The organism is Geodermatophilus sp. SYSU D00700, assembly GCF_054050255.1.
This window is the reverse complement of record NZ_JBJGZA010000039.1, coordinates 1-21304: the sequence shown is the minus strand read 5'-3', so window position 1 is coordinate 21304 and position 21304 is coordinate 1. Positions and strand designations below refer to the sequence as shown.

Here is a 21304-nt window from a genome sequence, read left to right as displayed (position 1 = left end):
CCCTCACACCCCCGCCAGGGCCACCACCTCGTCCAGTCCCGCCTGCAGGTCGGCCACCAGCCCGGCCGGGTCGGTGACGGCGGCGGAGTCGACGTTGATCCCGATGCAGCACTGCGCCTCGTGCGACAGCAGCGTGATCATCGCCGCGCAGCCGGGGAGCGGGCCGAACGGGTACATCCGGTCGATCCGCGAGCCGGCGATGTAGACCGGGTGGGTCACGCCCGGCACGTTGGACACCTGGACGTCGTTGGCGCTGGTCAGCTGGCCGGAGACCGCGCCGATCACCGGGGCGGGCAGCCAGCTCAGCGTCGGGGCCAGGAGGTCGTTGAGCACGCTGGAGCTCGCGTCGCCGCGCACCGACATGACGAACTCGCGGAGGGCCTGGATGCGGACGGTGGGGTCGGCCTCGTCCAGGGGCGCCGGGAAGCGGGCGCCGGTGAAGCGGTTGCCGCCCTCGGGCGCGTCCTGGGCGCGCAGGCTGATCGGGATGCCGATCGCCAGCGTGCCCAGCGGTGCCCCGTGCCGCTGGTGGTAGCGGCGGAACCCGCCGATCACCGCGGCGAGGTAGCCGTCGTTGAGCGAGCCGCCGGCCGCCCTGGCCCCGGCCTTGAGGTCGGCCAGCGGTACCTCGAGGACCTCGAGGTGCCAGTCGCCGCCGCGTGGGGTCAGCAGGGTCGAGCCCGGTCCCGGCGGGGTGAGCGTGCGCCCGGCCGAGCGCACCGAGCCCAGCGCGGAGCCGACCAGGTCCCAGGGCCGCCCGCCCGCGGTCAGCGCGTCGACCCCGCGGCGCAGCACGGCCAGCGGGGCGGAGCGGGCCGTGCCGACCAGTTGCTCGGTGAGCAGCCCGGTGCGCGAGACGCCGTCGTCGGGCGTGGGGACGGGCGGCTCGGGGCGGGCCGGGTCGTGCTCGGCGGTGCGGCTGTGCAGCTTGCCCATGAGCTGGACCGCGCCCAGCCCGTCGGTGGTGCTGTGGTGGGTCTTGACGACGTAGCCGGCCCGACCGTCGGAGAGCCCCTCGACGAGCATCGCCTGCCACAGCGGCCGGTCGCGGTCCAGCGGCGCGGAGACGAACTCCCCGACGACGTCGAGCAGCTGGCGCATCGAGCCGGGGGCCTCCAGCCGGACCCGCCGCACGTGCGCGTCGAGGTCGAGCTCGGGCACGGTCACCCACCGCGGGGTGCCGATGCCCAGCGCCGGCTCCACCACCCGCTGGCGCATCCGCGGCACCATCCGCGAGGCCCACTCGTGGGCGGCGCGCAGCCGCTCCCAGTCGGGCGCGGGGTCGAGCAGCTCGAGCAGCGCGACGTTGGCGCGCAGCCGCGGGTCGGCCACCTCGGCGCGCCACATCGCCGTCTCCAGCGGGTTCATCTCCGGCGCGCTGCCCCAGTCCAGCGGCGGCGCGGGGCTGCGGCTGGGCTCGCCGGCGGTCGGCTCCTCGCTGACCACCGGGCGCTCGCCGCGGCCGCCCCAGTTGGCCAGGGTGCGCAGGTACTGGTCGTGCACCTCGGCGATCCGCTCGTCGAGCTGCTCGACGGTCCAGCCCTCGGTCGGGACCGGCGGGAGCACGCGGACCTGCACCACGCCCGGGTGGATGGTGGTCGCGCCGCGCCACATCAGCTCGCCGGTGTTGCGCAGCACGATCGGCACGATCGGGACGCCGGCCTGCATGGCGACGTGGAAGGCGCCCTTCTTGAACGGGCCGAGGGTGGGGGTGGCCGACCGGGTGCCCTCGGGCGCGACGACCAGCGAGATGCCCTCCCGCAGCCGCTCCACCGCGGGCTCGAGCGCCTTGCGGGCCTGGGCGGGGTCGCCGCGGTCGACGAAGGCGACGTCGGCGAGGCGGAAGGCGAGCCCGAAGCCCGGCGTCCGGGCCAGCTCCTTCTTGGCCACGCCGGTGAACCCGCCGCGCAGCAGCTTCGCCAGCACCAGGACGTCGAGCTGGCTCTGGTGGTTGAACAGGAAGACCGCCGGCCGGGTGGCCAGGTGCTCGGCGCCCTGGACGTCGAGCCGGACGCCGGCCAGCGCGCTGCCGAGTTCACCCGCGAGGGTGATGCCCAGGTCGACCGCCTCGCGCCGGGAGCCGTTGAGCGCGCCGACGGCCAGGCCGGTGGCGAAGCCGCCGACCATGCCGCCGACGCCGGCCACGGTGCGGGCGAGGTCGACCGGCGAGGTCTGCCCGCGCCGGCGGAAGCGGGCGACCGGCCACGAGTAGTGGCGGGCGGCGGCGGCGAGCCCCTTGCCGGGGTTGAGCGCGCGGGCCCGCCCGACCGTGCGCAGGAACGGCACGTCCTCGTCGCCGTTGGAGTAGGCGTAGCTCTGCAGCAGGTCGATGCCGTGCTCCTCGGCGAAGGCGCGCACGGCGGCGGCCTTGCCCTTGCGCCACAGCAGCGGCCCGCCGGGGCGGCCGGTGCAGACGCCGTCGACGATCTCGACGGGGGAGACCAGCACGTGCTCCACGCCGAGGGCGCGGGCGGCCGGCTCGACCTGGAAGCGGGTGGCCGAGGAGGCCAGGACGACGGTGTGCCCGGCGTTGAGGTGGGCGGTGACCAGGCGCCAGGCCTCGGGGAACAGCGACCCGGCGATGCCCTGGACGAACAGCCGCTCCCCGAGCTCGACCAGCTCGTCCTCGCTGCGGCCGGCCCAGGCGCGCATGCCGAGGACGGTGAACCGCTCGAAGTCCTCCTCGGTGGTGACCCCGCGCAGGCCGGACAGCAGCAGCTGCCCCAGCGCGTTCGGCGTCACCTCCAGCGAGCGCAGGTGGTGGCGGGCGAAGGCGGCCAGCGAGTAGCCGTCGATGACGGTGCCGTCGAAGTCGAAGAAGGCGCCCACGCGGGGCCCGGGGGGCGCGGCCTCGACGTCGGCGATCAGCTGCTCCTCGGTCCACACGTTGCTCCGCGCCATCGCCGCGGCGTTCTCGCGCAGCCCGCCGGTCGCCGTCTCCTGGTCGGCGCTCACGGCTCCACCCCCACGTTCTCCCGCCGCGACGCGGCGTCCAACTCGTCGATCACTCCTACTCGGCCGACGACGTCGCGGACTTGAGCGGCCCACTCCTGCCGGCGGCGGGCCAGCTCCTCGCGGCCGGGGTCGACCAGGTCGAGGTTGGCGGCCAGCTGCAGGGCGCTGGCGAACAGCTCGCGGGAGAGCGACTCCGGCCCGTGCAGCCGGCCCTGCAGCAGCATCTGCTGCCCCACGCCGCTGCACTCGGCGAGGAAGTCCGCCTGCACCACCGGCGAGCGCGGGTCGCGGGCGGCCAGCCGCTCGGCGACCACCAGCTGCGCGTCGACGAACGAGCGCAGCACCCGGTGGGCGAACAGCAGCGGCGCCCCGCAGAGCACCTCGCGGCCGTCGGCGGTCTCCCAGTGCGGGTCCAGCCGCTCCAGCTCGGCGGTCAGCGCCTCGCGGTAGGCGTCCCGCTCGGGGAAGAAGAACTCGAACTTCAGCAGGTCGCGCAGCCGGAAGGCCTCCTCCCACCGGTCGACCGGGTCGCGCAGCATCACCAACTCGGCGATCGCCCGGTCGACGACGTGGTGGATGGCGCTGTTGCGGTAGAAGGCGGCGACCAGGTGCTGGCCGCGCTCGATGGCGTAGACCGGCTCCTCGCCGCCCTCGTAGACGGTGACCACGCCCTGCTGCGCGAGCGCACCGAGCACGCGCTGCACGCCCTGGGCGGTGGCCAGCGCCGAGCCCGAGTGCGGGCGGCCGGTCTCGGTCAGGTAGGCCAGCAGCGGCTCGAGCACCCGCTGCACCTGGCCCAGCGTCAGCGCGCGGTCGCGCACGCCGAGCAGCGCCAGGGTGACCAGCGCCGTCGCCGTCGCAGGGGTGACCGCGTTGATACCGACGGCGACCTGGAACGCGACCTTCTGCAGGGTCAGCCGGCGGGCGTCGGGGTCGGCCGGGTCGGCGCCGTTGCGCAGCGCCGCGGCGAGCGACAGCGGCTCGGCGAACCCGACGTGCACCGTGCCCAGCGGGGTGCGCACCTGCTCGCGGATGTAGGAGGCCATCCACGACAGCCCCTCGCCGCGCTTGGCGGCACCGCCCTGCTCGGCGGCCATGCCGGTGACCTCGCGCAGCTGGTCGTAGGTGATCGACACCGGGACGACGTAGACGTCGTCGACCCGGCCCCGCTCGACGGCGTCGGCCACGTAGCGCAGCAGCCCGTGCCGGGGCGGGCGCAGCTTCCCGGTGCGGGTCCGGCCGCCCTCCATGTACCACTCGAGGTTGAACCGCTTGGCCAGCAGGAAGGCGAAGTACTCCCGGACGGCGAGCTTGTAGACCTGGTCGTCGCCGAAGCTGCGGCGGATGAACACCAGCCCGGCACGCTTGGCGATCGGCCCGACCGGCCAGAAGCGCAGGTTGTCCCCGCCCAGCACGTGGTTGCGCGGGAAGTCGTGCGCGGCGAGCACGTCGGCGAGCACCAGCGGGTCGACGTAGGACCGGTGGCTGGGCAGGAACACCAGCGGGTGCCGCCGGTTGAGCTCGCGCAGGTCGTCGAGCCGCGCGGTGTCGGCCTGCACGTCCCAGGCGCGGGCGTGGACCGGGCGCAGCAGCGCGGTGAACAGCTCGACGGCCATCGGGTCCATCGCCGCGACCAGGCTGCCGAGGTCCTCGACCGCCTCGGCGTAGACCTCCTCCTCCGGGCGCTCCAGGCGCTCGGCGAGGGCGGCCACCTCGCCGCGGAACTCGGGGCTGTACTGGATGGCCTCGGCCACGTGCCGCGGCACCTTGGCCCGGTCGCCGACCACCGAACGCTCGGCCCGGTCCAGCGCCAGCTCGGCCTGCTGGGCGACGAAGTCGGGCAGCGCCCCGCCGCCGTCCCAGCGGCAGGTCAGCTCGGCCACGGTGGCCGGCTCCGCGACCACCACCCGGGCGCGCTCGGGGTCGCGGCGCAGCGCGGCGGCCTGCAGGGCGGCCGGGGGACGGCGCAGCAGCGAGGGGCGGGCGTCGTGCAGCCGCCCGCGCCGGCTGCGGCCCGGGGCCGGGGCGGACGGACGGCGCGGCGCCCACGCCACCCGGACCGCCGTGACCACGGTGTCCGGGGAGGCCCCGTCGAGGGCCTCGTGCAGGGCCGTGCCGTGCAGCGGCAGCACGGTCACGCGGTCGCCGTCGGCGGGCAGCGCCTCGGCGACCAGCCGGCGCTCCACCTCGCTGGTCACGTCGGCCAGCACGATGGTCGGGACGTCGGCGTCCACCAGCCTGGTCATGTGCACCTCTCTGCGGTCTCGTCGCCGGCCTGCTCGGGGGGGCTGCCGGGTCACCGGCCGGCGGCGGTCGCGGCTCCGCCCGCGGGACGCCGAGCCTGCCGGTCCGGCGTCCCGGGCGGAAGCCGCGCTCACCCCGAGCGGAGGGTGGAGCGCAGCGCCTCCAGGCCGGTGTAGCGCGGCCGCCAGCCCAGCTGCTCGCGGGCCTTGGTCGTGTCCATGATCGCCGGGTGGCTGGCCGCCTCCACCCACTCGGCCGCCGGCGGCAGGAACGGCAGCCGCGACACCGCCCGCGCGGCCAGCTGCGCCGGCGCCGCGGGCAGCGGCAGCGGGAGGGCGCCGTACTCGCGGGCGACGTCGGCGGCGGTCAGGACGCCGTCACCGGCGATGTTGTAGGCCCCGGGCGGGCCGGCGGCCACGACGCACTGCAGCAGCGCCTGCCCGACGTCGTCCTCGTGCACGAACTGCAGCGGCAGGGCCGGCACCGCGACCGGGACCGGCACCGGCAGCCGCCGGGTGCTCTGCTCGGCCAGCCAGCGCCCGAGCGGGGCCAGCGGGCCGGGCAGCAGGTCCTTGGCTCCCACGGTGTGCGGGCCGAGCACCACCGGCGGGCGCAGCAGGTACAGGGACAGCTCCGGGTGCGCCTCCGCCTCGGCCTGCAGCAGCTGCTCGAGCTCGGCCTTCTCCTGCGCGTAGAACAGCCGCGACGCCGGGCGCACCGGCCAGTCCTCGGTCATGCCCACCGGGTTGTCCGGGTGGAAGCCGTAGGCGGCGAGCGAGGAGGCGTAGACGAACCGGCGCGCACCGGCCGCCGCGGCGGCCCGGAAGGCGTTGAGCGTGCCGTCGACGTTGATGGCGCGGGTCGTCTGGCGGGAGGCGTTGCCGGTGATGAGGAACGCCAGGTGCACGACGACGTCGGCACCGGCGAAGGCCTCGCGCAGCGCGGCGGTGTCGCGCACGTCGCCCTGCCGGTACTCCATCTTCGTCCAGCCGCGGGCCGCCGGGTCGAAGGGCCGGCGGGCGATGCCCACGACCCGCTCCACCCGGTCGTCGGCCTGCAGGAGGGGCACCAGCCCCTCTCCGAAGGTTCCGGTGGGGCCGGTGACGGCGACGGTCAGGTCCTTCTCGGGTGCGGTCACGCCGTTCGGCTACCCGACCCCTCCCGGCCGCAACCGGTTCACCGGGCCGCCGCTGCCTGCTGGCCCTGCGCCAGCCCGACGAGCTCGTCGACCCCGCGGCGGATCCCCTCGGAGAGCACGTCGACGTCGGGGAAGGCGTCGAAGTCGGTGTTGATCCCGAACGTCATCGAGTCGAGGTAGCTGAAGATGCCGATGGAGATCCGGGTGCCGCCGGCGATGGGCACGTACGGGTACGACGAGACCATGCGCCGGCCGAGCACGTAGAGCGGGACGCGCGGTCCGGGGACGTTGGTGGTCACCGCCTGGCACCACATCTGCCCGCCCTGTGCCGCCGCCCGCACCCCCAGGGAGAGCAGCGTGGGGGACACGTAGTCGCCCATCGCGATGATCGACCGGGCGTCGACCGCCTGCATCGTCTGCTTGTACTCGTCCATCTGCCGCCGGATCGAGGTCAGCCGGGCCAGCGGGTCGGGCTCGCCGACGGGCAGGTCGACGAACACCGCCGTCACCTGGTTGTTCAGCGCTCCCCGCTCGTCCTCCCTGCGCACGGAGATCGGGACCATGGTGCGCACGACGGTGTCCCCGCCGAGTGCGCCGCGGCCCTGCAGCAGGTCGCGGAAGCCGCGGGTGATCGCGGTGAGCACGACGTCGTTGACGGTGCCGCCGAGCGCGGTGCGCGCGGTCTTGAGCTCGGTGAGCTCGGCGTCGGCCCACGCCCACCGCCGGTGGGGGCCGATCGGGCCGGTGAGCGTGCGGGCCAACGGGGTGAGCGCCTGCCGGGCCAGCGTGGGCAGCCCGGCCGCCGCCGCGCGGGCGCCCTTGACCAGGCTCCGCGCGCTGCCGGTCACCGCCTGCGGGCCGGGCAGCGAGGTGAGCTGGCGCAGCGGCGTGGTGACCGTCTCGGCCACCGCGCCGGCCGCCATCGCCAGGCCCGAGGGGCTGCGCTGCGGTGTCCAGTCCCGCGGCGCCGCGTGCTCGGCCTCGGGGTCGAGGTCGAACATGACCTGCATCAGGTCGGTGCCGGCGACGCCGTCGACCATGCAGTGGTGGACCTTGGAGATGATCGCCCAGCGGTCGTCCTCCAGGCCCTCGACCAGCCACACCTCCCACAGCGGCTTGGCCATGTCCAGCCGCTGGCCGAGCACGCGCCCGGCGAGGTTGCGCAGCTGCTCCCGCCCGCCCGGCTTCGGCAGGGCGGTGTGCCGCACGTGGTAGAGGATCTGGAAGTGCGGGTCGTCGACCCACAGCGGCCGGCCCAGGTTGAGCGGCACCTCGCGCACCCGCTGCCGGTACCGCGGCACCAGCGGCAGCTTGCTCAGCAGCAGCCGCACCAGGTCGCCGTAGGACGGTGCCGGGCCCTCGAACACGGCCACGGAGCCCACGTGCAGCGGCGCGTTCTCGGTCTCGGCGTAGTAGAAGCCGGCATCGGTGGCGCTCAGGCGGTCCACGGGGGGTCACTCCTCGGGCTCGACGAGACGGTCTCGTCCGGTACCTGTCCCGCAGGTCGCCCGGCGTAACACGGGCGTGGAGCGCGGGACACGGTGGGCACCGGTCGGGTTCAGCCTGCCTGCCGGGCCTCGCCGGAGCCAGCCGTCCCCACCCGGTCGAGGAGGGCGACGAGCGCGGCGTCGACGACCGCGGTGCGGGTGAGGTTGACGCTGTGCCCGGCGCCGGGGACGACGAGGAGCTCGGCGCGCGGCCCCAGCAGCTCGGCCAGCCGGCGGCCGTGTGCGGCCGGGGTCAGCCGGTCGTGCTCCGCGGCGACGACGGTGACCGGCACCCGGCCGAGCACCGGCAGCGCCGCGGTCTCGTCGTGGTCGAGGAACGTGCCGTAGAAGGCCATGGTGATCGTCAGCGGCGTCTCCTCGAGCATCTCCTGCACGGCCCGCACCGCCTCGGGGGTCGCGTCGTCCCTGCCGAACAGGTACGTGCGCATGAAACGGTGGCCGATCCGGGTGCCGCGGCGCCGGTAGCGCTCGAGCAGCGGGGCGAGCAGCCGCAGCCACCACAGGTACAGCGGCAGCAGCCGCAGTGCCCGCATCACCCGGACCACCGTGCCGAGCAGGCCGGCGGAGACCAGCCCGCCCGCGGAGGTGGCCAGCAGGAACGCCCCGACGACGCGGGTGCCGAACAGCTCCGGCCGCTGCCGGGCCAGCGCCATGATCGTCATCCCGCCCATCGAGTGCCCGGCGAGCACCACCGGCCCGGCCGGGACGACGGCGTCGAGGACCTGACCCAGGTCGCGGGCGGTGCGGTCGATCGTCGCCGTCGTCGGGGCGGCCCAGCCCGACCGGCCGTGCCCGCGGTGGTCCCACAGCACGAGCCGCGCGCGGTCGCGGACCGCCTGCCGCTGCAGCTCCCACTCGCCGAGGCGGGCGGTGAACCCGTGGCAGAACACCACGGTCAGCGGCGCGGCCTCGGGGCCGTCGAACTCGACGTGCAGGTCGACGCCGTCGTCGGTGCGGACGGTGCGCGATCCCGGCGGTGGGGGACCGTCGATGCCGGGAACGGCCGGGATGCGGGGGACAGGCGCGGGGGTCCGTCGGCGGCGGCGCATCCGTCCATGACAGGCGCGCGGCGCGGTCCCGGCAACCGGGAGTGACGGCCGTCTCTCAGCCGCGGCGGGTGACGTCCTCGGCGCGGCGGCCGGGTGCGGCGTCGCGGACGAGCCGGCGGGCGGCGTCGACCTCGCGCGCCACCGGGGCGAGCACGCCGTCGGCGAGGATCTCGGCGTCGTCGGGCGGCCGGTGCGCGCGGACGTCGTCCTCCAGCTCGCGCAGCGCGCGGCGCAGCACCGCCACCTGGTCCGGGTCGGGGGAGGGACCGCCCTGGCCGACGGCGATGACCGCCTCGGTGACCGCGTCGGCGGTGCGCTCGAGCTGCACGATGACCGGCCACCACGCCGCGGCGCGGGTGCTCACCGGCGGCGGCTCGGCCAGCCGGCGCTGCAGCTGGGTGTGCAGCTCGGTCAGCGCCCGGTAGGTGCGCCGCCGCGACCGCCGCCGGGTCGTGGGGTCGCCGCCGAAGGCCGCGCCGACGAACGCGTCGAGGGCCAACGCGGCCGCGCGCAGCGCCTCGTCCAGCGGGGCCCGCCAGGTCGAGGGCCAGGCCAGGTAGCCGGCGACCAGCACGATCGCGCAGCCGATGAGGGTGTCGACCAGCCGGGCGCCGACCAGGCCCGGACCGCCGGGGTCGGCGAGGTCGAGCAGCAGGATGATCACCGGCGTCTGGAACACCGAGAACAGGCCGAAGTTGGCGCCACGCGCCCACGGCAGCAGCCCGGCCGCGACGGCCATTGCGACCACCACCCAGCCGTCGCGCGGCAGGACCGACAGCAGCAGCGAGCCGATGAGGACGCCGAGCAGCGTGCCGGCGCCGCGCTGGACCGCCCGGGTGAACACCGAGCCGTAGTCGGGCTTGAGCACGATCGCCACGGTGAGCAGCACCCAGTAGGGCCGCTCGATGGGCAGCAGCTGGCGGGCGACCTCGGCGATCGTCATGCACAGCACCAGGCGCAGGGCGAAGTCGCGGGTGTCGGCGCTGCCGAGCGTGCGGTCGGCGAGGTCGCGCAGCCGCTCCCGCCAGGACGGCCGCGCGGGGTCGACGGCGGCCCCCGCCCGCTCCTCCGGGTCGCCGACCACCGCCCAGGCCAGCCGCACCCCGTGCCGCACCGCGCGGCGCTGCGCCGGCCCCTCCTCGAGGGACGGCGGCCGCGCGGGGGGCAGCTCGCGGCTCCCGGTCACCGCGGCGGCGAGCGCGTGCACCGCGGTGACGTCGTGCGGGTCGGCGTGCACGCCGGCGCGGGCCGAGGCGACGGCCGCCTCGACCAGCGGCGCGGTGGCGTTGAGCACCCCGGCCAGCTCGGCGAGCTCCCGGTTGCGCCCCGCCGCGAGGCTGCGGCTGCGGATCACCCGGTCGTAGGCGTCGTTGAGCGCGGTGGTCAGGTCGCGACGGGCGTCGTCGGTTTCCTCGGTGCCGACGGCGGTGAGCAGCCCGGCGATACGGGTGAGGACGGCGGCCACCGCGCTGCGGTCGGGGTCGCTGGGCTCGGTCGCCGCCTGCACGACGGTGGCCAGGGTCGCCCACGCCGCGCCGGCCGCGAACCACGCCACCTCCACCGCCGGGGACAGCGGCGTCACCAGGCCCGACGCCAAGGCCGTGTAGATGAGCAGCTGCAGCGCGCCGAGGGACGCCGCCGAGCCGATCCCGCTGATCAGCGCCGCGGCCAGCGCCAGCAGCGCGACGACGACCACCGGCAGGACCCCGCCCCCGGCCGCGTACTGCCCGGCGACGAGGCCGACCGCGCCCAGGCCGACGGCGGCCGCGGTGCGGCGCAACCGGTCGCGCCGCGGTCCGCCCTGCGGGGCCAGGGTGGCCGCGAGCGCCCCGGTGGTGGCGAAGACCCCGGCGCCGAGGGCCGCCTCCCCGCCGACGGCGAGCGCCAGGGCCAGCGGGGCGGGCACGGTGACGGCGAACCGTGCGACGTCGCGCCACGGCACCGGCGGGGGAGAGGTGCGCACCAGCTCCTCGAGCCACGCCGGGGCGCGCAGCGACCGGTCCGCCACGTCCGGCAGCGTCTCACCTGGGGCGGAGGGCCGCCGGGATCAGGTGACCTGATCGTGCGGCGTCCTCCCTCACGGTGGGACGTGCGGGAGGACGCGCTGCGGTGCGGGAGGACGCGCTGCGGTGCGGGAGGACGCGCTGCGGTGCGGGAGGACGCGCTGCGGTGCGGGAGGACGCGCTGCGGTCAGGGATGACCCGCTGCGGTGAGCCGGAGTGCGCCGGGGTCAGCCAGGACGGTCGGCGTCGGCCCAGGCCCCCGGCCGGTCCCCGGGCAGCAGGACCTCCAGCAGGACCCGCGCGTGGCGCTCCGACGCCTCGCCCGCCGGGGCCAGCTCCGGCGCGACGGCGCGCACCTGCCACCAGCCCACGTATGCCGCGTAGGCGAGGGTCGCCCGGCGCCCGGCCTCCGCGGGCGGGACGCCGAGATCGACGAGCAGCGCGCGCACGTACTCCACCCGGCGCCGGGTGACCGCGGCGAGCACCCGGACGACGCGCGGGTCATCCACGTCGCGCAGCAGCGAGGCGACGGGGTCACCGCCGCCGGCGTGGTCGAGCGTGTGGCCGGCCAGCGCGCGGAGCCGCTCGCGGGGGTCGGCCAGCCGGTCGAGGTCGGCGATCACGGCGTCGGTGTGCGCCCGCTCCCACAGCTCCAGGGCGGCGTCGACGAGGGCGTCACGACTGGCGAAGTGCCAGTAGAAGCTGCCCTTGGTCGCCCCGAGGCGGGTGGCGAGGGGCTCGACGGCCACCGCGGCCAGGCCGCCACGGCCCAGCGCCTCCACCGCCGCCCGGGCCCAGTCCTCCGCCGACAACCTCTCCCGTGGGGGCACGTCCGTACGCTACGGTACGGACGGCCATACGGCAGCGTACGGAGGTGGCCCGTGACCCCCGGTGCAGCAGTCGCGAGGCCCCGCCCGCGCGCGGTCGCCGTGCCACCGGGAATGGTCGCCGCCGCGGCCCTCGACGGCGCCGACTTCGCCGACGCCTTCGCCGCGCCCGTCCCGGCGGGGGCCTCGACCGACGTCCGCGACTGGCTCGCCGCGTTCGGCCCGGCCGCCGTCCCGGCGTGGGTGCGGGCGCTCATGGCCGTGCGGACGCTGGTGGTCCGGCCCCTGGGTCTGCGCACCGGGCCGACGGGGATCTTCCCCGTGCACTCGACCGCCGCGGACACGGTGGTGCTCGGCGTCGACGACCGGCACCTGGACTTCCGGCTGGTCCTGCACGTGCGCCCCGCCGCGGACGGGCACGAGCTCGTCGCCGTCACGGTCGTCCGGCGGCACAACGCCCTGGGCCGGGCGTACTTCGCGGCGGTCCGCCCGTTCCACGCGCGGGTGGTGCCCGGCATGCTGCGGCGCATGGTGGAGCACTCGGCCCCGACGGCGGCCTGACGGCGTGGACGCCGACGTGCGCGTCGCGGAGCCGGCCGACCTCGAGCTGCTCCCCGGCATCGAGGCCGCCGCGGACGCCCTGTTCGAGCCGCTGGGCTTCGCCGACCTCCCGCCGCCGCAGACCCCGCAGGAGCGGGCGGCCGCCTGGCGGGTGCTGGTCGCCGGCCGCCCGGCCACCGGGTTCGCCGTCCTGGAGCGGGTGGACGGCGACGTGCACCTCGAACAGCTCTCGGTGCACCCGTCGGCGGGACGGCGCGGGCTCGGCACCGCCCTGCTCGACGCCGCCGTGCGGGCCGCGCGGGAGGCCGGGGCGGCACGGGTCACGCTGACCACCTACGCCGACGTGCCGTGGAACGCGCCGTGGTACGCCGTGCGCGGCTTCACCGAGATCACCGACCCCGGGCCGGAGCTGGCGGCGCTGGTCGACCGGGAGGCGGCGATGGGCCTCGCGGTCCACGGCCGCCGCGTCGTGATGGGCCGCTCCGTCTGACCTAGGGTCGGCGCCCGTGACCGCCACCCTGGGCGAGGTCGTCGCCGCGCTGGAGGCCCGCTACGACCCCGCGCTCGCGGAGAGCTGGGACGCCGTCGGCCTGGTGTGCGGCGACCCCGCCGAGCCGGTGGAGCGGGTGCTGGTCGCCGTCGACCCCGTGGCCGCCGTCGTCGACGAGGCGGTCGAACGTGGCGCGCAGCTGCTGGTGACCCACCACCCGCTGTTCCTCACCCCGGTGCACGGCGTCCCGGCCGACGACCCGAAGGGCCGGCTGGTGCACCGGCTGGTGCGCGCCGGCTGCGGGCTGTTCGTGGCGCACACCAACGCCGACCGCGCCGCCGACGTCGGCGTCAACGACGCGCTCGCCGCCGTCCTCGGGCTGACCGGCACCCGGCCGCTGCAGCCGGCCGCGCCCGGCTCCCGCCAGGGCCTCGGCCGGGTCGGCGAGCTGGCCGAGCCGACGACGCTGGCCGCCTTCGCCGCGCACGCCGCCGCGGTGCTGCCGGCCACCGAGGGCGGGGTCCGCGCGGCCGGCGACCCGGACCGGCCGGTGCGCACGGTCGCCGTCTGCGGGGGCAGCGGCGGCTCGCTGCTGCCCGAGGCGGCGGCCGCGGGGGCCGACGTGTTCCTCACCAGCGACCTGCGGCACCACCCGGTGTCGGAGTCCCAGGAGTCGAGGGGCCCGGCGCTGTGTGACGTGGCACACTTCGCGACCGAGTGGCCCTGGGTGCCCGTGGCCGCCGAGGTGCTGGCCGCGGACCTGTCCGGCAGGGTCGGGGCCGCCGCCTCGCGGCACCGCACGGACCCCTGGACGGTGCACCGGGGCCGGTCGGCAGGAGGGGACCCGGCCAGCGCGGCCGGCTGAGACGGGAGGACGCCGTGGCCACCGCCCAACGACCGCCGTCAGGGGGTGCGGTCCCCCGGCGGAGCGACCGCAGCCCGTGGAACTGGCTGCTGCTGGTGCCGATCGTGGTACCGCTGCTGGTGCCCCTCTACAACAGCGTCGAGCCGACCCTGTTCGGCTGGCCGCTCTTCTACTGGCTGCAGCTGGCGTTCGTCGGCCTCGGCGTGCTGACCACCGTGGTCGTCTACCGGGCCACCCGGCGCAGCCCGGCCGAGCGGGCCGCCGCCCGCGCCGCCGTCGAGCGGGACAGGGAGCGCTGAGCCGTGGACGGGGTCAACGTCGTCGAGCTGTCGATCGTCATCGTCCTGTTCCTCGTCGTCACCGTCCTGGGGTTCGTCGCCTCGCGCTGGCGGCGCGCGGAGAACCTCATGCACCTCGACGAGTGGGGGCTGGGCGGGCGCAACTTCGGCACCTGGATCACCTGGTTCCTGCTCGGCGGTGACCTCTACACCGCCTACACCTTCGTCGCCGTCCCCGCGCTCATGTTCGGGGCCGGTGCCGCCGGCTTCTTCGCCGTCCCCTACACCGTGGTCATCTACCCGCTGGTGTTCCTGGTGGTGATCCGGCTGTGGTCGGTGAGCCACGTGCGGGGCTTCGTCACCCCGGCCGACTTCGTGCGCTCCCGGTTCGACTCCCCGACGATGGCGCTGCTGGTGGCCCTCACCGGGATCGTCGCGACGATGCCCTACATCGCCCTCCAACTGGTCGGCATCGAGGCGATCCTCAAGGCGATGGGCGTCGAGGGCGAGCTGCCGCTCATCGTCGCGTTCGTGATCCTGGCGCTCTACACGTACAACTCCGGGCTGCGGGCGCCGGCGCTGATCGCCTTCGTCAAGGACACGCTGATCTACCTGACGATCATCGTGGCGGTCATCGTCATCCCGTCGAAGCTCGGCGGGTGGGACGCGATCTTCGGCGCCGCGGAGGAGAAGTTCTCCGCCGGCACGGGGGCGGGCCTGCTGCTCCCGGCCAGCGGCCAGCTCGGCTACGCCACCCTGGCGCTGGGCTCGGCGCTGGCACTGTTCCTCTACCCGCACTCGATCACCGGGCTGCTGGCGGCCAGCAACCGCGACGTGCTCAAGCGCAACATGAGCGCGCTGCCGGTCTACAGCCTGGCGCTGGGCTTCATCGCGCTGCTGGGCTTCATGGCGATCGCGGCCGGCGTGACGCCGATCGGCGAGGACGGCAACACGGTCGTCCCGGTGCTGTTCCAGGAGATGTTCCCGAGCTGGTTCGCCGGCATCGCCTTCGCCGCCATCGGCATCGGCGCGCTGGTGCCGGCGGCGATCATGTCGATCGCCGCGGCCAACCTGTTCACCCGCAACATCTACAAGGAGTTCCTCAAGAAGGACGCCACCCCGCGGCAGGAGGCGCAGGTCGCCAAGATCGTGTCGCTGGTCGTGAAGTTCGGCGCCGTGGCGGCCATCCTCTTCATCGACCCGCAGTTCTCCATCGACCTGCAGCTCATCGGCGGCGTGATCATCCTGCAGACGCTGCCGTCGGTGGCGCTGGGCCTCTACACCCGGTGGATGCACCGCGGCGGGCTGATCGCCGGCTGGGTCGCCGGCATGACCGCCGGCCTGCTGATGCTCTACAACACCCCCCGGCTCGGCCCGGACGGGACGGTGGTGCGCGAGCACTTCGGCGGGTCGTCGTTCGCGCTGTCGAAGCTGGGCCTGGACACCACCTACACCGTGTACACCGGCCTGCTCGCGCTGCTGGTCAACCTGCTGGTCACCGTGCTGGTCACGGTGGCGCTGCGCGCGGCCCGGGTCGACGACGGCGTCGACGGGACGGAGGACACCGACTACACCGCCGAGCGGGAGGACCCGACGTTCCGCGAGCTGCCCGACCCGCTGGAGTCCGCCCCGCCCGGCACGACGGGAGGGCGCCCCGGCCGAAGGTAGGTTGGCCGGGTGAAGGCCGACCACTTCGAGCAGCAGAAGCTCCTGGCGCTGGCCGACGAGGACGTCGCGCTCACCCAGCTCGCCCACCGGAAGCGGACGCTGCCGGAGATCGCCGCCGTCGACGCCGCGGCGGAGGCCGAGCGGACCTTCTCCGAGGCCGAGGTGCGCGCCGACACCGAGGTGCGTGACCTCGACCGGGACCAGAAGCGGCTGGAGGCCGACGTCGAGACCGTCCGGCAGCGGGCGGCGCGCGACCGGTCCCGGATCGACTCCGGCGCGGTGACGGCGAAGGAGATCACCTCGCTGCAGTCGGAGCTGGCCTCGCTCGGCCGGCGCCAGTCCGACCTCGAGGACCAGGTGCTCGAGCTGATGGAGCGCCGCGAGACCGCCGACGCCGCCCTGGTCGCCGCCCAGGAGGGCCGCGCCTCGGCCGTCGCCGACCGTGAGCGGGCCGAGCAGCTCCGCGACGACGCCCTCGCCGACATCGCCGACGCCACCGCCCGCCACGAGGCCGCCCGCGCCGAGATCGCCGTCGGCATCTCCGACGCGCTGCTGGCGCTCTACGACCGCATCCGCGCCCAGACGGGCACCACCGGCGCGGCGGTGCTCAAGGCCCGCCAGTGCCAGGGGTGCCGGATCGAGCTGTTCGGCAAGGAGCTGGCCGCCGTCCGCAACGCCGACCCGCACGAGGTGGTCCGCTGCGAGAACTGCGGCCGGATCCTGGTGCGCACCGCCGAGTCGGGCCTGTGACGCGCCGGCTGGTCGTCGAGGCCGACGGCGGCTCGCGCGGCAACCCCGGCCCGGCCGGGTACGGCGCGCTGGTCCGCGACGCGGACACCGGCCGGGTGCTGGCCGAGCGGGCCGCCGCGGTCGGCCGGGCCACCAACAACGTGGCCGAGTACGGCGGCCTGGTGGCCGGGCTGCAGGCCGCGCTCGACCTCCACCCGGGCGCCGACGTCGAGGTGCGGATGGACTCCAAGCTCGTCGTCGAGCAGATGTCGGGCCGCTGGAAGATCAAGCACCCGGACATGCAGAAGCTGGCCGTGCAGGCCCGCGACATCGCCCGCCAGCTGGGCCGGGTCCGCTACACCTGGGTGCCGCGCGCGCAGAACGGCGCCGCCGACGCGCTGGCCAACAGCGCGATGGACGGCCGGCCGGTGCACCGCGACGCCGTCGCCGAGCCCGCGGTCGTGGCCGACGACGTCCAGCCCGCCGCCGAGCCCGCTCCCGTCGTCACCACGGTCACCCACCTGCTGCGGCACGGGCAGACCGAGCACACCCCCGAACGCCGGTACAGCGGCCGCAACGACCTGCCGCTGTCGGCCACCGGGCGGGCCGAGGCCGAGGCGGCCGCCGTCCGCGCCAAGGAGCTGGGCATCGAGGTGGTCGTCGCCTCCCCGCTGCGCCGCACCCGGGAGACCGCCGGGGTGGTGGCCGCCGCGCTCGGCCTCGACGTCGAGGTCGACGACGACCTCGCCGAGCTCGACTTCGGCGACCTCGAGGGGCTGACCGCCACCGAGGCGCGGCAGCGGCACCCGCTCGCGGTCCGGCGGTTCGCGGCCGACGTGACGGTGGCCGCGCCGGGTGGTGAGTCGGTGGCCGACGTGTCCCGGCGGGTGGCCCGGGCGCGGGCGCGGCTGCTGGAGCGGCACGCCGGGCGGACCGTGCTCGTGGTCAGCCACGTGACGCCGATCAAGCTGCTGCTGGCCGCGGGCCTCGGCGTCGGCGACGAGGTGGTGCACCGGGTGTTCCTCGAGGCCGCGGCGCTGTCGACGGTGGCGTGGAGCTCCGACGGCCGCACGTCGGTCCGGCTGGTCAACGACACGTCGCACCTGCGCTGAGGTGCCGCCCCCCGCCACGACATCGGCGGTCTCGTGGCCATCAGCGCGTGATCGCCACGAGAGCGCCGATCTCGCGCGGAACGTGTTCAACCGATGAGTTGAACACGTCGGGGCGGTCTCCACTGCAGCCGGCCCCGTCCGGGGGCCGCGAGCGAGGAGGCAGGCGATGGGACGGGTCGTGCTGTTCGCGGCGGTGTCGCTCGATGGGTTCGTCGGCAGGGACGACGACATGCCCGGGCCGCTGTTCGACTGGTACCAGAACGGCGACGTCGAGATGACCTTCAGCGACCCGGACCGGCCCTTCCGCGTGACCGAGGAGACGGCGGAGTTCATGCAGGCCGTGGCATCCGGGGTGGGCGTCATGGTCTGCGGGCGCCGGCTGTTCGACATCACCAACGGCTGGGAGGGCGTGCCACCCAGCGGCGAGCACGTCGTCGTGGTCACCCACCGGCCCGCCGACGGCTGGCCGCACCTGGGCACCGCGCCGTTCAGTTTCGTGCCCGACGTGCGGACCGGGATCGAGCGGGCCCGGGAGCTCGCCGGGGACCGCGACGTCACGGTCAGCGCCGGGGACGTCGGTGGGCAGGCGCTGCGGGCGGGCCTGGTCGACCGGGTGGTGCTCGCCCTCGTCCCGGTGGTCCTGGGCTCGGGCAAGCCGTACTTCGGCGCCGGTGGCCCGCCGGAGATCCAGTTCGAGGACCCCCAGGTGGTCCAGGGCAGGCGGGTGACCCACCTGGTCTACGACGTGCGGCGCTGACGGGGAAGCGGGCTGGGCGGGCGGGTGTTGCACCGAACGGCCCGCCCCGGCGACCCCACGCTGCCGCACCGGACGCCGGGCGGGGCACCATGAGAGCCCCTTCCCCTCCGAGGAGCCCCCGTGACCGCGACCTCCGCGCCCGCCGCCCCCGCCGCCATCGGTGACGAGCGCACCCTGTCGCCCGCCGAGTTCGAGACCTGGGCCGCCGAGGTCCGCCGGCTGGCCGAGGAGCGCGGCGCGGTCGTGCTCGCGCACAACTACCAGGTGCCCGAGATCCAGGACGTCGCCCACTTCACCGGCGACTCGCTCTACCTCTCCCGGGTCGCGGCGCAGACCGACGCACGGGAGATCGTCTTCTGCGGCGTCCACTTCATGGCCGAGACGGCGAAGATCCTCTCGCCGGACAAGACGGTGCTCCTGCCCGACCACGCCGCCGGCTGCTCGCTGGCCGACTCGATCACCGCCGAGCAGCTGCGCGAGTGGAAGGCCGAACACCCCGGCGCCGTCGTCGTCAGCTACGTGAACACCACCGCCGCGGTGAAGGCAGAGACCGACATCTGCTGCACGTCGTCCAACGCCGCCGACGTCATCCGCTCGATCCCCGAGGACCGGGAGATCCTGTTCTGCCCCGACCAGTTCCTCGGCGCGCACGTCAAGCGCGTGACCGGCCGGTCGAACATCCACGTGTGGGCGGGGGAGTGCCACGTGCACGCCGGCATCAGCCCGGCCGACGTGCGGGCGCAGGTGGCCGCGCACCCCGACGCGGAGATCCTCGTGCACCCCGAGTGCGGCTGCACCACCTCGGTGCTCGACCTGGTCAGCCACGGCGACCTGCCCGCCGACCGCACCCGCGTGCTCTCCACCGGCGGCATGGTCGAGGCGGCGGCGCGGACGTCGTCGGGCCAGGTGCTGGTGGCCACCGAGGTCGGCATCCTGCACCAGCTGCGCTCGCTGAACAGCGGGACGGCGTTCATCCCGATGAACGAGCGCGCGGCCTGCCGCTACATGAAGATGATCACCCCGGCCAAGCTGCTGCACACGCTGCGCACCGGTGAGGGCGCGGTGGACGTCGACCCGGACACCGCCGCCCGTGCCCGCCGGGCCGTGGAGGCGATGATCGCCATCGGCGAGCCCGGCCGCGGCGGCGAATGACCCTCAGATCCGACTGAACAGGTACACCGACACCACGACGCCGAAGACGACGATGAGCACCCGCAGTGGCGTCGCGGGGATGCGGCTGGCGATGCGAGCGCCGGCGAAGCCGCCCACCAGGCTCGTCGGCGCCGCGACGGCGACCACCTGCCAGGCGACCGGGCCGAAGAGCCCGAACACCACCAGCGTGACCGTCGCCGTCACCGCGGACAGCGCCGACTTCAGCGCGTTGGCCAGCGGCAGCCGGTGCAGCGCCGTGCCGAGGACGGCGACGAGGATCACGCCCAGCGCCCCGCCGAAGTAGCCGCCGTAGGCGGTGGCGAGGAACAGCGCGAAGTACAGCCACCGCGGGTCGCGCACCGTGGCGCCGTCCCGGTCGCGCAGCCGGCGGGTGACCAGCGGCTGCACGGCCAGCAGCAGGCTGGCCAGGAGCACCAGCACCGGGACGACGACGTCGAAGGCCGCGCTGGGTGTGGTGAGCAGCAGCACGCTGCCCGCCGTCCCGCCCAGGACCGAGACGACGCCGAGGCGGGCCAGCCGCCCGCCCTGGCCGGCGTACTCGCGGCGGAACCCGGCCATCCCGCCGAGGTAACCGGGCCACTGCGCGACCGAGTTGGTCACGTTGGCCGCGACGGTCGGCAGGCCCAGCGCCACCAGGGTGGGGAAGAGGATCAGCGAGCCGCCGCCGGCGATGGAGTTGACGACGCCCGCGGCCAGCGCCACCGCGGCGGCGACGAGCAGGTCGGCGACGGGCACGGAGCGGCAGCCTACGGTGGCCGCATGCGACCGCCCGCGCCCGCGACCTGGCTGGCCGCCGCCCTGGGCGGTTCCGGCGTGCTGCACCTGGTGCGGCCGCGGACCTACGAGTGGCTGGTGCCACCGGAGCTCGGGGACGCGCGCGGCTGGGTGCTGGGCAGCGGGGTCGCCGAGGTGGCCACCGCCGCGCTGCTGTCCGCGTCGCCGAGCCGGCGGGCCGGGGGCTGGGCGGCCGCGGTCCTGCTGGCGTCGTTCCTGCCCGCGCACCTGCACCACCTGCGGGTGGCGCGCGGGCGGCCGGCGCTGCTGGCGGCCGGGGTGGTGCGGCTGCCGCTGCAGGTGCCGATGATCGCCGCGGCGCTGCGCGTGGCCCGGGGGCGGGCGTGACCCAGCCGCTGCCGGAGGACTGGGAGCGCGCGCTGGTCGTCGTCGCCCACCCCGACGACATCGAGTACGGCTGCGCGGCCGCCGTCGCCGCGTGGACCTCCGCCGGGCGCGACGTGCGCTACGTGCTGGCCACCAGCGGGGAGGCCGGCATCGCCGGTCTGCCGCCGGAGGCGGCCGGGCCGCTGCGTGAGCGGGAGCAGCGGGCGGCCGCGGCGGTGGCGGGCGTCTCGGTGGTGGAGTTCCTCGGCCATCCCGACGGCCGGCTGGTCGAGGGTCTGGACCTGCGGCGGTCGCTGGCCGCGGCGATCCGCCGGCACCGGCCGGAGCTGGTGGTGACGATGCACTTCGGGGACACCTGGACGCCGCCGGGCACCGCGCCCGCGTACTGGAACAGCGCCGACCACAGGGTGCTGGGCCGCGCGGTGCTCGACGCCGTGGGCGACGCGGCGAACGAGTGGATCTTCCCCGAACTGGCCGACCCGGAGCCGTGGCAGGGCGTGCGTGGACCGCCGTCTCCACGCCCGTGGGGGTGACCCACACCGTCGACGTGACCGCCGTCGTCGACCGGGCGGTGGCCTCGCTGGCCGAGCACCGGCGCTACCTGCAGGCGCTGTCGGACGACCCGGTCGAGGAGCAGGCACGGCGACAGGTCGAGATGGCGACCCCGGCCGACGACGCGGGGCGCCGGGTGGCCGGCTTCGTGCTCTACGGCGGCTGACCGCGGCGCTCCTCGACGCGCACGGGGCGGCCGCCCTCCCCGCGCGGGGGGCGCCCACCCCGCGCGGGGGGTGGTCGGGGCCCCCGGGGTGTGGGCGGCCCCTGGAG

20 protein-coding genes are annotated in these 21304 nt (G+C 75.9%); 12 read left to right on the top strand and 8 right to left on the bottom strand.

Annotation, left to right across the window (positions count from 1 at the left end; genetic code table 11):
• Positions 1 to 3 precede the first annotated feature (3 nt).
• From ACI79V_RS20465 to ACI79V_RS20435, 7 genes are all read right to left on the bottom strand, one after another.
• A complete protein-coding gene (locus tag ACI79V_RS20465) occupies positions 4 to 2955 on the bottom strand; it encodes a wax ester/triacylglycerol synthase family O-acyltransferase (protein ID WP_456892225.1) in 2952 nt (983 codons plus the stop codon).
• Positions 2952 to 5201: a glycerol-3-phosphate 1-O-acyltransferase gene (locus ACI79V_RS20460; RefSeq protein ID WP_456892223.1), complete on the bottom strand. Its 2250-nt coding sequence runs from the start codon at positions 5199 to 5201 to the stop codon at positions 2952 to 2954. Before ACI79V_RS20460 ends, ACI79V_RS20465 begins: the two co-directional genes overlap by 4 nt.
• Before the next feature lie 128 nt (positions 5202 to 5329).
• Positions 5330 to 6337 carry an NAD-dependent epimerase/dehydratase family protein gene (locus ACI79V_RS20455; RefSeq protein WP_456875842.1) on the bottom strand — a complete coding sequence of 336 codons (1008 nt, stop codon included), beginning with the start codon at positions 6335 to 6337 and terminating at the stop codon, positions 5330 to 5332.
• Positions 6338 to 6375: 38 nt separating this feature from the next.
• Positions 6376 to 7785 carry a WS/DGAT/MGAT family O-acyltransferase gene (locus ACI79V_RS20450; RefSeq protein WP_456892221.1) on the bottom strand — a complete coding sequence of 470 codons (1410 nt, stop codon included), beginning with the start codon at positions 7783 to 7785 and terminating at the stop codon, positions 6376 to 6378.
• A gap of 110 nt (positions 7786 to 7895) precedes the next feature.
• Positions 7896 to 8894: an alpha/beta fold hydrolase gene (locus tag ACI79V_RS20445; protein WP_456892219.1), complete on the bottom strand. Its 999-nt coding sequence runs from the start codon at positions 8892 to 8894 to the stop codon at positions 7896 to 7898.
• A 55-nt stretch (positions 8895 to 8949) separates the two neighbouring features.
• Positions 8950 to 10902: an FUSC family protein gene (locus ACI79V_RS20440; RefSeq protein ID WP_456892217.1), complete on the bottom strand. Its 1953-nt coding sequence runs from the start codon at positions 10900 to 10902 to the stop codon at positions 8950 to 8952.
• Positions 10903 to 11124: 222 nt separating this feature from the next.
• A complete protein-coding gene (locus ACI79V_RS20435; protein WP_456892215.1) occupies positions 11125 to 11727 on the bottom strand; it encodes a TetR/AcrR family transcriptional regulator in 603 nt (200 codons plus the stop codon).
• A gap of 99 nt (positions 11728 to 11826) precedes the next feature.
• Between ACI79V_RS20435 and ACI79V_RS20430 the strand changes: the two genes are divergently transcribed.
• From ACI79V_RS20430 to nadA, 9 genes are all read left to right on the top strand, one after another.
• Entirely contained in the window at positions 11827 to 12285 is a 459-nt protein-coding gene (locus ACI79V_RS20430) for a DUF2867 domain-containing protein (protein WP_456892213.1), read from the top strand.
• A gap of 4 nt (positions 12286 to 12289) precedes the next feature.
• The gene (locus tag ACI79V_RS20425) at positions 12290 to 12775 is read left to right on the top strand and encodes a GNAT family N-acetyltransferase (protein ID WP_456892211.1); all 486 of its coding nucleotides are present in this window, start codon (positions 12290 to 12292) and stop codon (positions 12773 to 12775) included.
• 16 nt (positions 12776 to 12791) lie between these two features.
• Positions 12792 to 13640, top strand: a complete 849-nt coding sequence (locus tag ACI79V_RS20420; protein ID WP_456892209.1) for a Nif3-like dinuclear metal center hexameric protein — start codon at positions 12792 to 12794, stop codon at positions 13638 to 13640.
• Positions 13641 to 13654: 14 nt separating this feature from the next.
• Entirely contained in the window at positions 13655 to 13939 is a 285-nt protein-coding gene (locus ACI79V_RS20415; protein ID WP_456892207.1) for a DUF3311 domain-containing protein, read from the top strand.
• 3 nt (positions 13940 to 13942) lie between these two features.
• The gene (mctP, locus tag ACI79V_RS20410; RefSeq protein ID WP_456892205.1) at positions 13943 to 15586 is read left to right on the top strand and encodes a monocarboxylate uptake permease MctP; all 1644 of its coding nucleotides are present in this window, start codon (positions 13943 to 13945) and stop codon (positions 15584 to 15586) included.
• Between the two features lie 9 nt (positions 15587 to 15595).
• Entirely contained in the window at positions 15596 to 16336 is a 741-nt protein-coding gene (locus tag ACI79V_RS20405; RefSeq protein ID WP_456892203.1) for a zinc ribbon domain-containing protein, read from the top strand.
• Positions 16333 to 17427 (top strand): bifunctional RNase H/acid phosphatase, encoded by a 1095-nt coding sequence (locus ACI79V_RS20400; protein ID WP_456892201.1) that lies wholly within the window; start codon positions 16333 to 16335, stop codon positions 17425 to 17427. Before ACI79V_RS20405 ends, ACI79V_RS20400 begins: the two co-directional genes overlap by 4 nt.
• 166 nt (positions 17428 to 17593) lie before the next feature.
• Positions 17594 to 18184: a dihydrofolate reductase family protein gene (locus ACI79V_RS20395; RefSeq protein WP_456892199.1), complete on the top strand. Its 591-nt coding sequence runs from the start codon at positions 17594 to 17596 to the stop codon at positions 18182 to 18184.
• A gap of 120 nt (positions 18185 to 18304) precedes the next feature.
• Complete coding sequence (nadA, locus tag ACI79V_RS20390; protein ID WP_456892197.1) at positions 18305 to 19336, top strand: quinolinate synthase NadA; 1032 nt, start codon at positions 18305 to 18307, stop codon at positions 19334 to 19336.
• Positions 19337 to 19339: 3 nt separating this feature from the next.
• On the opposite strand, the gene ACI79V_RS20385 is transcribed toward nadA, so the two are convergent.
• Entirely contained in the window at positions 19340 to 20092 is a 753-nt protein-coding gene (locus ACI79V_RS20385) for a sulfite exporter TauE/SafE family protein (RefSeq protein WP_456892195.1), read from the bottom strand.
• A gap of 24 nt (positions 20093 to 20116) precedes the next feature.
• Between ACI79V_RS20385 and ACI79V_RS20380 the strand changes: the two genes are divergently transcribed.
• From ACI79V_RS20380 to ACI79V_RS20370, 3 genes are read left to right on the top strand one after another with little or no spacing between them, the layout of a single operon-like run.
• Entirely contained in the window at positions 20117 to 20479 is a 363-nt protein-coding gene (locus ACI79V_RS20380) for a DoxX family protein (RefSeq protein WP_456892193.1), read from the top strand.
• Positions 20476 to 21012, top strand: coding sequence for a PIG-L deacetylase family protein (locus ACI79V_RS20375; protein ID WP_456892190.1), 537 nt, complete (start codon positions 20476 to 20478; stop codon positions 21010 to 21012). The genes ACI79V_RS20380 and ACI79V_RS20375 overlap by 4 nt, the downstream gene beginning before the upstream one ends.
• Positions 21009 to 21197, top strand: coding sequence for a hypothetical protein (locus tag ACI79V_RS20370; protein ID WP_456892188.1), 189 nt, complete (start codon positions 21009 to 21011; stop codon positions 21195 to 21197). The genes ACI79V_RS20375 and ACI79V_RS20370 overlap by 4 nt, the downstream gene beginning before the upstream one ends.
• The last annotated feature ends 107 nt before the right edge of the window (positions 21198 to 21304 follow it).

Coding starts and splice junctions, on each gene's coding strand:
- ACI79V_RS20380 (WP_456892193.1), top strand. CDS start 20,117: ATGCGACCGCCCGCGCCCGCGACCTGGCTGGCCGCCGCCCTGGGCGGT.
- ACI79V_RS20460 (WP_456892223.1), bottom strand. CDS start 5,201: ATGACCAGGCTGGTGGACGCCGACGTCCCGACCATCGTGCTGGCCGAC.
- ACI79V_RS20445 (WP_456892219.1), bottom strand. CDS start 8,894: ATGCGCCGCCGCCGACGGACCCCCGCGCCTGTCCCCCGCATCCCGGCC.
- ACI79V_RS20395 (WP_456892199.1), top strand. CDS start 17,594: ATGGGACGGGTCGTGCTGTTCGCGGCGGTGTCGCTCGATGGGTTCGTC.